The following is a 14,411-nucleotide window of genomic DNA, read 5'->3' on the forward strand; positions in this document are numbered from 1 at the left end:
TCGTATTGGATGGTCATACCGAGTTTCATTGGGGATTGCTAGCTGTGAATCTCCTCTTGGTACTGCTGCTTGTCTTTCTAAATGGTGTATTTGTGGCCGCAGAATTTTCGTTGGTCAAAATGCGCCAATCCCGATTGACGCAGCTCCAAAGCGAGGGTCATCGCCTGGCAGGCTATGCGCTGAAGGTGAACCAAAGGTTGGATGCTTATCTGTCCGCCACCCAATTGGGCATTACGCTGGCTTCATTGGGTTTGGGTTGGATTGGAGAGCCAGCAATATCCGGCTACCTGATAGAGCCACTCATGCACAAACTCGGTGTAACTGACGGCACCCTGATTACAACGATATCCGTTGTCGTCGGATTTTGCGTAATTACCTTTTTGCATATTGTATTGGGGGAATTGGCTCCCAAGTCTTTAGCGATTCAGAAGACTGAAGGTGTGGCGTTGTTTTTATCGGCGCCTTTGCTGCTTTTTTATAAGGTCTTTCTACCTGTGATCTGGGTATTGAATGCTGCGGCAAACTTGCTGTTGCGTGCATTCGGGATTCAGCCGGCGAGTGAAGCCGAAGCGGCTCATTCGGAGGAAGAGATTCGTATATTGATGAATCAGAGCGCCAAAAGCGGTGTGATTGATAAGGACGAAATTAAGCTGATGGATAATATTTTTGATTTTTCCGACTTGCTTGCACGTGAAATCATGCTGCCGCGTACAGATATGGATTGTTTGTATACGAATTTGTCGTTTAAGGAAAATCTCAAGATTATCAGCGAGACCAAGCATTCCCGCTACCCGGTAGCGGTTGAGGATAAAGACCAGATTATCGGTTTTGTCCATATCACGGATCTTCTGCTAGCTGAGCAGGGGGAACAACTGGATCTGGCTTCGGTGGTACGTCCTATTTTGAATGTGCCGGAGTCTATGGAAGTGAGTCACGTGCTACGCCTTATGCAGAAAAAACATTCCCAAATGACTCTCGTGGTAGATGAATACGGCGGAACGGCCGGGCTGCTGACAGCGGAGGAAATTTTGGAGGAAATCGTCGGGGATCTCTATGATGAGTTTGAGGATGAACGCCCAAGCGTGGAAATCAAGGAGAACTTCATCTCTGTGGACGGTCGTATGCTCATTGAGGATGTCAATGATTTGACTGGAGTAAACATTGAAGACGACGAGGTGGATTCCATCGGAGGATGGCTGTTCAAGGAATTGGAAGGCATTCCGGTGAAAGGGAAGAAAATTGAGTTTTATAACCTTACCTTCGAGGTGGAGGAAGCAACAAGGCTTCGCATAATGAGAGTGAAGATTCACCGCAAGCCTGAGCCTGTGATTGAAGATGAGCTTTCTACCGATTGAGTCCTGATCCACAGAGATAGGTAAGATCAGTTCAGGTATGTAAGTTATTATAGTGTGCTGAAGCAAGAACCTTTAGATCCACGTTACCGTGGTTTTAAAGGTTCTTTTTGATTAGAAACAGTTTTATAGTTATTTTTTTTGAACAATTATTTTTATCTGTGATTTTTTGTTCGAGACTTGGGCGATGCGGCATATGTTGAATAGTAAAGCAGATGGATCAACCAAAGGAGGTCCCGGCCCGTGAAATTTCCACAGCAAGGTGAGTATGCCCCGTTTGTCGGCCCGTTCGATCCGTGTCCGCCCGTTCTGTGCAAGACTTATGTGCTTCCGCCAAACTTGTTTGTGCAATTTCAGCCCCCTGGTCTACCGCAATTCAGTCCAGATGAGGCGCTGACGAAGGGAACGCTATGGCCTTTGCTTTACAGCCCTTATGAGCCTAGAAGAAACCAGGGGGGAGGCGAATAGAATGGAGAATCCAAATCAGGGTCAGTCCCCATTCCAATTCCAGCAGCAAAATCAGCATGAGAGTGGACAGCAACAGCCGAATCCATATCAAAGCCCTTATTCAAATCCGTATCCATACCAGAACCAGTATCAGAACCAAACTCAGGGCTATAGTCAAGCCGGAAACCCGACCCAAGGCTGCACGCCCCAAACCAAGCCGGGGGATGCCCAGTTTTATGCGTTGCTGGAGAAGCTCCAAGCGGTGGATTTTGTGTTGGTGGAGCTGAATTTGTATCTGAATACGCACCCAGATGATTTACAGGCCATCGAGCAGTTCAATAAGCTGACGCAGGAAAGAACGGCGATTGCTAACGAGTATCAGATGCTATATGGGCCTTTACAAAATTTTGGTCGTGCCTATTCCAAGTATCCTTGGGAGTGGAGTCAATCCCCTTGGCCGTGGCAGGTCTAGGCAGGTACAACCTTTTAACAACCTTTTATAAAGGAGGGGACATGAATGTGGGTATATGAGAAGAAATTGCAATATCCCGTACGTGTCAGCAAATGTGATCCTCATATGGCCAAACTGCTTATGGAGCAGTATGGTGGAGCGGATGGCGAGCTGGCAGCGGCATTGCGCTATTTGAATCAGCGATATACGATTCCCGATAAGGTGATTGGTGTACTGAACGACATAGGCACGGAGGAATTTGCGCATCTCGAGATGATTGCGACTATGATTTATAAGCTGACCAAGGATGCGAGCGTGGAGCAAATGAAGGCTGCCGGTCTGGGTGAATATTATGCGGCACACGACCATGCGCTATATTATCAAAACGCTGCTGGAGTTCCTTTTACAGCGGCTTATATTCAAGCCAAAGGCGATCCTATTGCTGATCTATATGAGGACATAGCGGCAGAGGAAAAGGCTCGAGCTACATATCAGTGGCTGATTGATCTGACAGACGATGTGGATTTGCAAGATAGTCTGAAGTTTCTACGTGAACGTGAAATAATCCATTCGCTCCGTTTCCGTGAGTCAGTGGAAATTTTGAAGGGGGAAAGAGACCGGAAGAAAGTGTTCTGATAAAATGATATACGAGGTCTCTTGGTGAGCTTAAGCTTGCAGGAGACTTTTTTTCTTTTGAAGTAATCTAAGCTAATGAAATGGTCCTTCCCGAGGAGCAGCAATGGGCATTTATATATAAGAGGGGGTAAAAATAAAAGCCCCGAAAAATTGCAGGCTGTCCGCCGGGTATCGTGCCGAGCACATATCGGCATGATGACTAAGGTCGGCTACATTGAACGACCTTTCCCCGGCGCGTCTTTCTCATCCCTATTGCTTCAGTTGTGCGAAATACTTCTCGTTATATAAAACACTTGGATGAGTAGGGTGGTGCAACTGAGCTATGCGATGATGCGATTTTGCCTTTTCGATGTCACCGATTCGGTCGTAACACAGGCATAATTGCAAGTGTGGAAACCAGGTATAGTACGACGAATTGGTTAGGGCCATCACATCTTGTGGAGGCTCTATCAACGTTGCCTGGTGAAACCAGTAAATGGCTTGAGTATACTGTTCGTCTTCAATCAACAAATTGCCAAAGACACAGCAGAACTGGGCGCGTGGTACATCAAGGTTAAGTGTGCGAAGCAGAGCCATACGCTGCTCCTGTTTTTGACCCTGGTGGGCGTAGCAATCCGCTAGCTTAAAGCAAGCAGCAATCCGATCCTCAATCCATCCTTGATCGAGTCCCAGATAGTGCTCGTACTGCTGGATGGCTTCTAGTATGCGTCCGTTATCATATAGTTCATTTGCGAAGTAGTAGTGATCTCGCTCAGAAAATGCAGTGCCTTGCTCCCGATGCTTGAGATATATATGCAAATTACGATCAGTGTAGGCACGTGTCTTTTTATGAGTCACCGCTATATTACTGTGAAAGGTGCTGCCAGTCACATGCAGGAATTCGTGCACAAAGCCGATCCATCTGAATCTTCGATCACGCCGCACAATTCGGTTTCTTTTGAGCTTATACAACGGCTGTCCTTGTTCATCTACAGACAGCACATAATCCATCGTAATGCTGTCATAGGAGAGGGTGGCTTGTTTCTTCCAGTTGAGAAATGATATTCGGTCTTTTTCTTCCAGTATGTCATCAGCGTCCAGCCAAAATTGATATTCTTGCGTTGCCTGATCAAACGCATAATTGCGGGCTGCAGAGAAATCATCGCACCATTCAAAATGGTATACCCGAGCATTGAACGATGCAGCGACCTCTTGAGTACTGTCAGTGGAACCAGTATCTACGATAATGATTTCATCTACCAGGTCATGGACTGATTTCAGACAGGTATGAAGGGCTTCTTCTTCATTTTTGACAATCATACATAAGCTGACAGTTACCATGCTCTTTGTCCCTCCCAAAAAACTTGGTATAATCTCCATTTTATTAGGATAGCTTGCTCATTATGTAGTAATTCCGAGGGCTCGTTGAGAGGATGGTGATAATCATAAATTCAGTCTTGCTCTAATAAATTAGAAAATCAAAGTCTGATATGAGGGGGAGGAGATTGTGCGAAATTCGATATTATCAAGCGACCGGGAAATAAATTTGATGGCTAAATGTAGTTAGAAAACGGGTGGAAAACTGAAAAAGAGTAGTTGTTTGGATGGTAAGATTGTATTTTTGTATGGATGTCGTTTTCATTGATATTTCCAGGTGCAAGTCCATTCATACTACGCTCACTCCCATATCGCTCGGTTGCAATTATGGTATGCCTTAGGATATGGAGGGGGAACGGTTATGAGGCTTCTGCCTGATGGAGGCGTTGAATCATGCGTATACTAATCGGTAGCCCGGTGCACCAGAAACCGGAAATATTGTCTTTATTTCTTCAAGCTTTAGAGCGACTGGAGGCACCTGATGTGCTGCCCGATTATTTATTTGTCGATGATAATGACAATCCGACTTCAAGCCAATGGCTTGCCGATTTTTCCAATCGGCTGCCGGGCAGGGTTTTGCCCTTGTTAACAGGTCCACAGCAAGTGGAGAACCGAAGTGATGAGCACACTCATTATTGGCCGCCAGCTCTCGTCTGGAAAGTGGCCGACTTCAAAAATCGTCTTATTGATTATGCACTTCAGCATAATTATGACGCGCTGTTTTTAGTCGACTCAGACCTGATTCTCCATTCCCGTACCTTATGTAAGCTGGTGGAGGCGGAGAAGGATATTGTATCTGAGATTTTCTGGACACGCTGGCAGCCGGAGGGGCCTCTATTGCCTCAGGTGTGGGTTAGTGATGAATATAATTTGTTCCATCGTGAAGAAGGCGAAGTGTTGTCGGCAGAGGAGCGAGCACAACGCGAGTTGCATTTTATACACCAATTGCATGTTCCTGGTTTGTACGAAGTGGGGGGGCTAGGCGCTTGCACCCTAATCCGCAGACGTGCACTGGAAGCAGGGATTCACTTTGGTAAAATCAAAAACGTTTCCTATTGGGGAGAAGATCGACATTTCTGTATTCGGGCAGCTGCATTTGGATTTCCACTTTTTGTGGATACACACTATCCGGCGATGCATCTGTACCGGGAAGCGGACAGAATGAAGGCAGAGCAGCTACTATTCACCCTAAATTATTTTACAACGAGCGCTGTTCATACGGACCAATCAGAACATTTAGCATATCTAAATCACTCCGATACTTCTACTAACTCGCCTGCCTTGAATCCTTCTGCATCATCAAGTCCCTCTAAGTTCCCTGAACCTCCTGTTATACCGTATGACCTCCGTGAGTCAGCTGTCTTTGCCAAGTACACGGCAGATTCTTTTGTTATACCACAAACGTTCCCTGGTCCACGACAAAGTGAACTTCATACGCCGCCTGTCTCCAAACCCAAATTGACGCTGACCATGACGGTATACAATGAGGCAGATCGCAAACTCATTGACGTGTTGCGGAGTCATCGGGAATATATTGATGAAGCGGTCATTATTGATGATGGCAGTCAGGATGATAGCGGAGAGTTGTGCCGTGAGATCCTAAAGGGAATCCCATTACGTTTAATACGCAATGAAACAGCTTCTTTTACCAATGAATTGGAACTACGTAAGCAACAGTGGAGAGAGACGTTGGCTTCTTTTCCGGAATGGATATTAAATATGGATGCTGACGAAATGTTCGAATCCCGTTTTGCTCAAGGGGTACATTCTTTGTTAGCGGGAACGAAAGCGGATACGATTTGTTTCAGGTTGTTTGATATGTGGAATTCCACGCATTACCGCGATGATGATTATTGGCAGGCTCATCAATATTACCGTCCTTTTTTAATTCGATATAAGGAAGGGTTCTCTTATAAATGGAAGGAGCAGTCCTTGCACTGTGGGAGATTTCCGGAAAATGTGCTTGACCTTCCCAGTGAAATCAGCAACTACCGCATCCAGCATTGGGGATGGTGTACACCTGCTATTCGCATGGCCAAATTTCAGCGATATCAGTTGCTTGATCCAAGTGCTCGTTATGGCTGGAAAGAGCAATATGAATCTATTTTGGACCCGAACCCCCGACTCACGCTTTGGGTAGATCAGGACAACATAAATGGAGAAAAAGAAACTACACCAGAGTATGAAGCTACCCATGATGTGAACGCCATGGATGTTGCCGAGATTTCAAGTGTCCAGGTTATGAATAATTCCGGTCTACAAATTAAAAGTGAAACAAAGAACGTATTTTATAGTAAATGCAAACTGTGTGGTTCGTCTGACACGGGAGTATTTCATAACTATGAACGCTTTACCTTGATGGGGTGCGGCTCCTGTGGCTTGGTTTTTCGTAATGATGTGGATCATATACAGCCGGAGGATATGATTGCAGAGATTTATAATGCCGATTGGGTTGCTATGCGGGATAGTGCAGCAGCGTCAACTTATGGGGATCATGCCCTTTTTGGACTCATGCTACTGGATATGTTCAGCTCCGGTAAAGGAAAATTGCTTGAGATTGGATCAGGTACCGGAGAATTTATCCATGCTGCCCTTCAAGCCGGCTGGGATGCAGTGGGTATTGAACCTTCCATAGACTCGCGTGCTTACGCCAAACACAAATATGACGTGGATTTATTGCCGGGTTACTGGAACGGGGAAACCGAAGAAGATACTCAAACCGATGAAGCATGTGATATGCAGGAATTGAATGAAGCACAAGAAATACAAGAAGTAGAAGAAGATACTGAATTACCACTGGATCACAAATACGAGGCCGTAGCATGCTGGCATGTGCTGGAGCATATTGCGGACCCTGTTGCATTTTTGACAGATTTACGCGAACAGCTTCAACCTGACGGGACGTTATATATTACAGTGCCCAACAAAAACTCGTTCACCAATGAGGCTTATGGTGTTTATTCACCTTTATTTACTGAGGAAGATCATTTATATCATTATTCTGAGCATACGCTGGTGCTCTTACTGGAAAAGTCTGGATTGCGCTCGGTGGCTATGTTTACCCGCCAGCTTCCCTCTGGTTTGGATGCCTTGCTGCAAGCCCATCCTTTGTACGGTGATCTTGCCTTTACGGAGCAAATGGGATTGTTGGCCAAACTCCAAGGCGAGAAACGGGGTCATGAACTGTGCTGTGTTGCAAGAGTAATTTAAATCTCTCCAAAAGGAGGCAGCATCCATGAACATGTCTGACCCGTATCTGTCTCGATTTTTTGTATATTCTGACCCCAACTCCTCCAGCATGATTTACAGACTCCCCCAAAGCTGGTGGAGTCGCCCCTATGAGTATGAGTGGTGTCTTCAATTTATGTCCGGTCAAGATTCGGTGCTGGATGCAGCGTGTGGAATTCCACATCCATTCAAATTTGAGTTGGCCCGCCGTTGCGCTCAGGTCTATGCTTGCGATCTGGATATACGGATCGTTTCCGTGGATGCCATTTTGGCCGAGGTGCGGCGGGATATCGGAGAGGAGGCTGCCGAGCGCATTCAGGAGATTTTACCGGTTCGGCTCCACTCCGCACATGCCAATCTGACAGCTCTGCCTTATGAGGATGCCAGTTTTGACAAAATTGTATGTATTTCAGTGCTGGAACATTTAACACCTGAGGAGTCTTTGGCAGCCTTACATGAATTTCACCGGACCATACGCGATGACGGAATGCTTCTGCTGACGTTTGATTACCCTACAGTGGATCTATCAGCGATGGAGCAATGGATAGAGCAGGCGGGATTTTCGTATTGGAATGGTGTGGATCTCAACCTTCCAAGGGGTGCCTTACACACGGATATGTGGGGTGGTTTGCATTGTTTCAGGACTGTTTTAAAAAAATATAAGAGTTAGCGGTATGCGCAATGAGGTTTACACGGACCTCTCTTATTGCTTATCATGAGAGGGGTTAGAGTTGTAAACCTACATAGGAAAGGAATGACTGATAACTACATGAACAATGCACCTGTGTTGAAGAAACCTGAGGCTATGGTATTTGATATGGACGGTACACTTTTTCAGACGGAGACGCTATTGCTTCCTGCGTACCACAAGCTGTTTGATACGCTGCGCGCCGAAGGGCTTTATGAAGGAGAGACTCCTCCCGAGGAGCTTATTTTGAATAGTTTGGGCATGCTGCTGGATGAAATCTGGAGAAGAGTGATGCCGGAAGCCAGCGAAGCGGCCCATAGAAGAGCGGACGAGCTGCTGCTTCAGCTGGAACTGGAGGGATTGAAGAGCGGAAGTCATGCCCTGTATCCACAAGTAAAAGAAACACTCCAGGCCCTTCATGAGCAAGGTGTCCGATTGTTCGTAGCTAGTAACGGTCTGGAGGACTATGTAAAGGGGATCGCTGCTGCGTATGAAATGGTTCCCATTTTTGAAGGACTGTACAGCGCTGGGGAGTACAGCACGCTTTCCAAAGTGAATTTGCTGGAAATTCTATTGAGCAAGCACGATATTTCGAACGTATGGATGGTAGGAGATCGTTCCTCAGATGTGGAAGCAGGCAAAAAGAACGGACAGACGGTGATCGGTTGCGCTTATGCGGGATTTGGTGTGGACGATGAGTTGAAGGGGTCCGATGCGATTATTACAGACTTTACGCAACTGCTTACACTTTATAAAAACGCTGAGTAACTGTGAAACACAGGTTATTGGTTATAAATAGGCTCGACGCACCATATAATTAAACATGCTGTTACTGTCGGACAGATGAAAAAAAGAAAGGAAGGCAGCCACTTTACGCGGAGCCTTCCTTTGTCTTATTCTCTGTCTTATTCTCTGTCTTATTTTCTGCTTTATCTTCTGTTTTATCTTCTGCTTTGTGGTCAGCCTGAGGCTTTGGATTAATTTGTGTGTGGTAGACCCACAAGGCATATTCCATGGGCTTGGCGATGGAGCGGCGATAGGTTTCTTTTTCACCAATACGCGAAAAGACCTCGCGGGCTGGCTTCGGGTTGACTTCCAGCACATATATATGACCGTGCTTATTAATTGCCAAATCGAGTGCAAGCTCACACAATGCCCCGTAGCTTTCTTCCAGATACGCAGCGATGTCCAGTCCGAGTTTTTCCCCTTGCTTGATGATTTTCTCTCTATGGCTTTCATCACGAATCCATTGCGTTAGCAATTGGCTCATCGGTACTGCCTTGCCTCCACCATGCAGGTTGGAAGTGACACTCCGATGCGCCCCGATGCGCCCGGCGCATCCGGTTAGCTCCCATACTCCTTGGCCATTTTTCTGTACCAGCATACGGTAATCATGGACTCTGCCATTCGGCAACTGCACAGGAATGCCTTCCTGAACAATGTAATTATCCATGTTCCAGCTGCTCAGACGCGGCTCCAGACGGTCAAGACGTACCCGCTGCTGGGGAATGATATGGCGTTTGCGATTGCGGCCCTCAATCAGATACAGGCCTCCTTGCTTGTTAACAGGTTCAATACGTAAAATACCTCGGCCTCCCGTACCGTTAATCGGTTTGAGGTACACTAGTGAATTCTGTTTGAGCATCCGTTTGACACTATGAAATCCACTGAACAGCTCTGTTGCAGGCAAATGGGGGCGAAAGGCAGACCTTCTCGCAAGCTGCTGATGAATGACCCATTTGTTACTCAGGGGTCGGTTTAAATATACAAGGTCTGTGTATTGCAATCGGAACTGCTTCAACTGACGATATCGCTCACTGCGCTGTACCCGACAACGGTCGAAAATCATGTCTGGGAACTCTCGCCACTTTCGGCTCCATTTTCCGCTGTGTGGATCATAGATTTGGGCAAGGAGCAGCCTGCGATCCTTATGGACATCCGCAGGAGTGAATACATACATATCCAGTCCCAGCCGTTTCCCTTCTGCAATCATGCGCTCATATATGTCGCGTTCCTCTAATTGCTTCTTGTTGTTCAAATACAAAGTCATGATGCCTAGGACAGGTTTTGGCACAGCATTCCACCTTCCTCTGCCGTCTGCTTATCTTGGGATAACTCTCCGTGAAATATCAGCGTGGGTTTCCCGGTTGGTCCAGTCGTCATTTCATGCGCAACAAGCCCAGCGCGGAAACAGGTTTTGAGACTGGACATATTGTCGGCGGCTACGCTGCACGTCAGACGGCGCAGCTGTTTGAGCTGGGCGGACAGCAGTCTAGCGCCCAGTCTGCGGCCCCGGTAAAGCGGACGAACAATTACGATGCAAGCATCCTCCCCGTAATTCAGAGCGAGGGAAAATCCGGCAATCCGCAGCCCCTTCTCCGTGCGCACAAATGCACACAGGAGGGAGGAGCCAGGGGTGTTCAATTGCTCGGGCGTTAAAACGGCCAACTGCCGCAGAGCATTACGAGTAATGCGCATGCCCCCTGAGCTGCGGGCCAAAAACAGCAACTGTCGTCGTCTCAGCAGCCAGCTCCGGGCAGGCAAATGTTGAACATCGCTAATTTGCGGCATGATTCCACTTCCTTGATCATGATTTCATTCGTCCGGCCAAAAAGGAGCTGTACTGGAATATGCGTCTAAGCGACTTTTGGCGGATTTCCGGCTCGTCAAATTTCATTGGTTTGGCATTGGCCTCAAAAAACCAGAGGGTTCCGAGCGTATCCACGCCCAGATCCATGGACATTTCGCCATGAGAAAGACCGGATGCGCGTTCAATTTGACGTGCAATCTGTATGGCCGTACTTTTAACTTTGTTCAGTAGATCCGTGCTGTCCTCAGGCCCAAACAGTGAGGACAGTAGCTTGAAAGGGTCCTCTACACTCCCGCCACGCGGGACATGTGTGGTAATGCTCCCCTTACCGGCCAGTCTGGCACCGACTCCGGTGATACTCCAGGAGCCACGGATATTTTTTTGTACCAGGATACGCAGGTCGAAGGGTTTTTTCTGATGGGTTGCCAGATCGATACCCTGTTGAATGATATAAGGTGAGTTGCCTGCTTCCCGTCGGATACGTCCCCACAGCCGGGATAGCGATACAGATCTGTAGGTTACACTTTTTTTGTCATGCTGAATGGTCAGTCTGTAAGCCATTAGATGGTCTGGGAGGAATTTAAGAATCATAATCCCCTTTCCGGCCTTACCGTTTTCCGGCTTGAGATACAGGTATGGATACGTAGACAGCATTTTTCCTAAGGAAGACAGGTTGCTTAACCGTTTGGTTGCCGGAACAAGCTGACGAGTCGTTTCTGAGGTGCGCAACCACTTGAACAGTTCCCATTTGTTAAAAAAGCCTGGATTGTACAGCTCAATGCCCGAGGCATGTGAAATTTCATCCAACTTTGTGCGCACAGAGGTTTTAAGTTCATAATTACGGTTGGGGATGCGATTATAAATGACCTGTGGAGGTGGGAAATCCTGTTCCTCCCACGTCTGTAAGCTCTTGTTGAAGACATAGCCCTTAATCGTCTCATCTGCCAGTTTCAGGTCCCTGACGGTAACAATGTACACCTGATATCCCATCCGTGTTCCCGTTTCAAGAATATCCCTGAAATTGCGCTGATTGCCCTTGAAAAATTGCCCTTCGTCGTGCACTGTCAATACAGCAACGACTGGCTTATGCTCCGCCCGGGTATTCATAGTTCCTCTTTTCTGCGGAATTTACTGAGGTAAAGACAGTGGTCCAAAATATGCTCCACGGATGCTTTACCCTCCGCACGCAACGATGGATGCTGAAAAATGGATCGGCCTGGCTTGGAGTTGGCTTCAAACATCCATACCTTTTCATCCTGATCAATGCCCAGATCAAAACCGATTTCACCCAATAGATGCTGGTGATGGTGTTCAATGGCTTCAGCGAGTGTAACTGCTACGTTCTTGGCACGTTGAAGCACTTCACCCGCCCGGTCTCCGAATACCCGGTTCAACGCCTGTTCAGGTGTCATAAGAGAACCGCCATTTTTGATATGGGTTGTGACACTGCCACGTCCGGCTTTTTTGGCTCCAATGCCGACGACGACCCACTGATTATTTCCATTTTTATGCATGTGAAACCGGAAATCAATCGGGCAATTGTCAATCTCGATCAGCTGGATACCCTGTTGAATGACATAACCCTTTAACATCTGTCCCTGATTGGAGTGAAGCATCCTGAGCATGGAATTAAAAGAGGCGAATTTTAGCAATACATTGCTACTTTTCTTACGGTACCTCACATAATATCCTTGCTTGGGAACATGGGACAGACGATAGATTCCTTTACCGAGACTGCCTCCACTTGGCTTGTAATAAGCAAATTGATGTCGCTCCAGCATACCTCGGATACGTTCAGAGCTGGGATTCATATATGATTCAGGGACATAGCGGTTAACATCTGGGTTATTCTCCAGCAGATTATAGATATCGGACTTATTGAAAAAACTCCAGTTAAAAAAGGGAATTCGTTTGCGGGAAAAGCGTTCGCGTAGTTGATTGATCGCCGGGGAAAAATCAGAGCGACGGCTCGGCAAACGGTTATAGATCACGTCCGGCAAAGGTACAAGTTTACGTGTGAATTCCCCGCTGGATGACAGAAAATAGCCGTTAATCGTATCATTTTGCCAGTTGATATCCCGAGGGGTGAAGGCAAAAATATAAGATTTTTTGCTGCCTTCCCTCAGCAGTTGCTTAATAAAGCCTGTGCGCGATCCGAAAGGGCGAGTGGTGGAGGTGGTACCGTCAGACAGCACGCCAATCAACGGCCCTAGCTGTATATCACCATCCAGATTCCGCAAATAGATGGCCCCGCTTTTGGGAACACGGATTGCATTACGTAAGCCGGAGGTCAAGTATAGATGGCGTCCCGCCTTCTGAATTGGTTTTACTGTAGCGGGAATCTGATCCTTACCGAGCCGCAGACGAACGGACTTGGCTCCGGATAATTTAAGGCTTTTCAACAAGGCAGTGGATATATACGCCACCTTGTCGGGCTGCTGTGAGAAATGCACATTGCAATGCGTTAAACTCATCTGTTTATCCTCCTATACCGTATGTTCAAGGGAGGCGCCCGCGCCCTTTGGCCCTGTCGCTTTGGAATGGGTCATTAAATATCGAGCATATTCGAGCGGGCGGTTGACCGACTGGAAAGCGCACTCCGGCTGACGGGTCTGAAAAAAGGCGGCCCGACCAGGTCGGGAATTAACCTCCAATAGCCAGATGTTCCCGCTCTGGTCAATACCGTAATCAATTCCCAACTCGCCAAGGCGGCCATAACGTTCCTCAAGCGCCCTGGTAATGGTCGAGGACAGCGCCCTCATCTGCCCGATGATGAGACGCGTGGTGTCCGCGCCAAATTGTTCACGAAGGTAAGGCTCAGCCGGATGGGCTTCGCCCCCACCGTGCAGATTAGAAGTCAGAGTTCCTTTTCTGCCTTCTCTTACAGCAAAGCCCGTCAGGCGCCAATGGCCGTTGCCATCCTTTTGCATGAGTGCGCGAACATCAAAGGGATGATTGCTTTGGCTTGTTAATTTCAAATAAGGCTGCACGATATAAGCGCGTTTGTGTGCAATTCCGTGGATCCATGACAATCCTGCATCCAATTCGGGAAACAAACGCCGGAACGGACGGTTACGGGAGTCTCTACCCTGTACAAGTAGTCCCTGGCCTCCTTCTGCCAGTCGGAGATACAGTGTGCTCTTGCCATGTGTTCCGGTCTGTGGCTTCATAAACAGCTCCGAATGGCGTCCTAGCCATTCCACAAGCTGGGCCGTGTCCCGGTAAGGCGCCGTAGGCGGCACAAAAGGACGTACTTTATCTACCGCATGCAAAGCGCGATACACCTGCCATTTGCCAGGTAAGTTACGCGACCAGTAGATGAGCTTGCGCGAATTTTGCTCCGCCATGTCTTCCAGTGTGCGCCTGACATTCTGGCTCTCGTGGACATGGAGACAGCGGTTATACACAATATCCGGCAACGGAAAGCGGCCGGATGTCCATACACCGTTACGATAAACATAACCTCGTATGGAGTGATCTTCAGGTGAAACTCCTTCGACGGTAAACGCCATTACGCTAAGATCAGAGCGCCTGCCCAACAGACTTAGCCTGCGGCAAAAATCGGCTTCGGTAATAGGGGGAGTGGCGGCCTGATTCCGGCTAACAAGCACGCCCAGCGTGCCTGGCACAACAAGAGACACCGACAACAGCTCCTTTGGCAGC

The 14,411-nt window shown here is 47.6% G+C and carries 13 protein-coding genes; 7 read left to right on the plus strand and 6 right to left on the minus strand.

Annotation, left to right across the window (positions count from 1 at the left end; all coding sequences use genetic code 11):
• The first annotated feature begins 5 nt into the window (after positions 1–5).
• From G9G53_RS03170 to G9G53_RS03185, 4 genes are all read left to right on the plus strand, one after another.
• A complete protein-coding gene (locus G9G53_RS03170) occupies positions 6–1,355 on the plus strand; it encodes a hemolysin family protein (RefSeq protein WP_029516594.1) in 1,350 nt (449 codons plus the stop codon).
• 240 nt (positions 1,356–1,595) lie between these two features.
• Positions 1,596–1,820: a spore coat associated protein CotJA gene (locus G9G53_RS03175; protein WP_029516595.1), complete on the plus strand. Its 225-nt coding sequence runs from the start codon at positions 1,596–1,598 to the stop codon at positions 1,818–1,820.
• Between the two features lies 1 nt (position 1,821).
• The gene (locus G9G53_RS26700) at positions 1,822–2,271 is read left to right on the plus strand and encodes a spore coat protein CotJB (RefSeq protein WP_029516596.1); all 450 of its coding nucleotides are present in this window, start codon (positions 1,822–1,824) and stop codon (positions 2,269–2,271) included.
• Between the two features lie 45 nt (positions 2,272–2,316).
• Positions 2,317–2,886, plus strand: coding sequence for a manganese catalase family protein (locus tag G9G53_RS03185; RefSeq protein ID WP_029516597.1), 570 nt, complete (start codon positions 2,317–2,319; stop codon positions 2,884–2,886).
• Between the two features lie 249 nt (positions 2,887–3,135).
• Here G9G53_RS03185 and G9G53_RS03190 read toward each other — a convergent pair whose 3' ends face one another.
• Complete coding sequence (locus tag G9G53_RS03190) at positions 3,136–4,206, minus strand: glycosyltransferase family 2 protein (RefSeq protein WP_029516598.1); 1,071 nt, start codon at positions 4,204–4,206, stop codon at positions 3,136–3,138.
• Between the two features lie 429 nt (positions 4,207–4,635).
• On the opposite strand from G9G53_RS03190, the gene G9G53_RS03195 reads away from it, so the two are divergent.
• The 3 genes from G9G53_RS03195 (at position 4,636) to G9G53_RS03205 (ending at position 8,926) form a co-directional block, all read left to right on the plus strand.
• The gene (locus G9G53_RS03195) at positions 4,636–7,452 is read left to right on the plus strand and encodes a bifunctional glycosyltransferase/class I SAM-dependent methyltransferase (protein WP_165145273.1); all 2,817 of its coding nucleotides are present in this window, start codon (positions 4,636–4,638) and stop codon (positions 7,450–7,452) included.
• 25 nt (positions 7,453–7,477) lie between these two features.
• On the plus strand, positions 7,478–8,140 hold the full coding sequence (locus G9G53_RS03200) for a class I SAM-dependent methyltransferase (RefSeq protein WP_069011210.1): 663 nt from the start codon (positions 7,478–7,480) through the stop codon (positions 8,138–8,140).
• 84 nt (positions 8,141–8,224) lie between these two features.
• Positions 8,225–8,926, plus strand: coding sequence for an HAD family hydrolase (locus tag G9G53_RS03205; RefSeq protein ID WP_081317560.1), 702 nt, complete (start codon positions 8,225–8,227; stop codon positions 8,924–8,926).
• 103 nt (positions 8,927–9,029) lie between these two features.
• On the opposite strand, the gene G9G53_RS03210 is transcribed toward G9G53_RS03205, so the two are convergent.
• The 5 genes from G9G53_RS03210 to G9G53_RS03230 are packed head-to-tail and all read right to left on the minus strand — an operon-like array spanning position 9,030 to position 14,389.
• Complete coding sequence (locus G9G53_RS03210) at positions 9,030–10,232, minus strand: YheC/YheD family endospore coat-associated protein (RefSeq protein ID WP_165145276.1); 1,203 nt, start codon at positions 10,230–10,232, stop codon at positions 9,030–9,032.
• On the minus strand, positions 10,214–10,729 hold the full coding sequence (locus G9G53_RS03215) for a GNAT family N-acetyltransferase (protein WP_069011207.1): 516 nt from the start codon (positions 10,727–10,729) through the stop codon (positions 10,214–10,216). The genes G9G53_RS03210 and G9G53_RS03215 overlap by 19 nt, the downstream gene beginning before the upstream one ends.
• A 16-nt stretch (positions 10,730–10,745) precedes the next feature.
• Positions 10,746–11,855 (minus strand): YheC/YheD family endospore coat-associated protein, encoded by a 1,110-nt coding sequence (locus tag G9G53_RS03220; RefSeq protein WP_069011206.1) that lies wholly within the window; start codon positions 11,853–11,855, stop codon positions 10,746–10,748.
• Positions 11,852–13,222: a YheC/YheD family endospore coat-associated protein gene (locus G9G53_RS03225; protein WP_029516605.1), complete on the minus strand. Its 1,371-nt coding sequence runs from the start codon at positions 13,220–13,222 to the stop codon at positions 11,852–11,854. The genes G9G53_RS03220 and G9G53_RS03225 overlap by 4 nt, the downstream gene beginning before the upstream one ends.
• A gap of 12 nt (positions 13,223–13,234) precedes the next feature.
• Positions 13,235–14,389, minus strand: coding sequence for a YheC/YheD family endospore coat-associated protein (locus G9G53_RS03230; RefSeq protein WP_029516606.1), 1,155 nt, complete (start codon positions 14,387–14,389; stop codon positions 13,235–13,237).
• Positions 14,390–14,411: the final 22 nt, after the last annotated feature.

This window comes from Paenibacillus sp. EKM206P (genome assembly GCF_011066155.1).
GTDB lineage: Bacteria > Bacillota > Bacilli > Paenibacillales > Paenibacillaceae > Paenibacillus > Paenibacillus polymyxa_D.

Coding starts and splice junctions, on each gene's coding strand:
- G9G53_RS03225 (WP_029516605.1), bottom strand. CDS start 13,222: ATGAGTTTAACGCATTGCAATGTGCATTTCTCACAGCAGCCCGACAAG.
- G9G53_RS03190 (WP_029516598.1), bottom strand. CDS start 4,206: ATGGTAACTGTCAGCTTATGTATGATTGTCAAAAATGAAGAAGAAGCC.
- G9G53_RS03220 (WP_069011206.1), bottom strand. CDS start 11,855: ATGAATACCCGGGCGGAGCATAAGCCAGTCGTTGCTGTATTGACAGTG.
- G9G53_RS03185 (WP_029516597.1), top strand. CDS start 2,317: ATGTGGGTATATGAGAAGAAATTGCAATATCCCGTACGTGTCAGCAAA.
- G9G53_RS03200 (WP_069011210.1), top strand. CDS start 7,478: ATGAACATGTCTGACCCGTATCTGTCTCGATTTTTTGTATATTCTGAC.
- G9G53_RS03205 (WP_081317560.1), top strand. CDS start 8,225: ATGACTGATAACTACATGAACAATGCACCTGTGTTGAAGAAACCTGAG.
- G9G53_RS26700 (WP_029516596.1), top strand. CDS start 1,822: ATGGAGAATCCAAATCAGGGTCAGTCCCCATTCCAATTCCAGCAGCAA.
- G9G53_RS03215 (WP_069011207.1), bottom strand. CDS start 10,729: ATGCCGCAAATTAGCGATGTTCAACATTTGCCTGCCCGGAGCTGGCTG.
- G9G53_RS03195 (WP_165145273.1), top strand. CDS start 4,636: ATGCGTATACTAATCGGTAGCCCGGTGCACCAGAAACCGGAAATATTG.